Annotated in this window: 1 pseudogene; it reads right to left on the reverse strand. The window is 60.0% G+C overall.

Annotated features, from left to right (window positions below):
* Positions 1–31: 31 nt before the first annotated feature.
* Positions 32–295: pseudogene (gene fusA, locus ACQG3P_RS19230) on the reverse strand (elongation factor G); the annotation flags it as partial.

Consider the following 295-nt stretch of genomic DNA (forward strand, 5'->3'; position numbering starts at 1 on the left):
CCTGCTTGAAGGCCATCGACGACGCCAGCTAGAACGCCATATCCGAGGAGTCGACGTCAGGGTCGGAGCCGAACACCAGCTCCACCATGCCGTCCACGACCGGGAAGCCAGCCAGCGGACCGCTGGTGATCGTTTCGCGCAGGCCCTTTTCGATAGACTGGATGAATTCCTTCGGAATCACGACACCGGTGATGTCGTTGACGAACAGGAAATCGTCCTTGATGTTCGCCGCGATCTTCGGATCGGCACGGTCTTCAGCGCTGATCGGCGACAGCGCGATCACGACGAGACCGTA

The sequence above is a fragment of the Stenotrophomonas sp. SrG genome, assembly GCF_050031795.1.
Taxonomy (GTDB): Bacteria; Pseudomonadota; Gammaproteobacteria; order Xanthomonadales; family Xanthomonadaceae; genus Stenotrophomonas; species Stenotrophomonas rhizophila_A.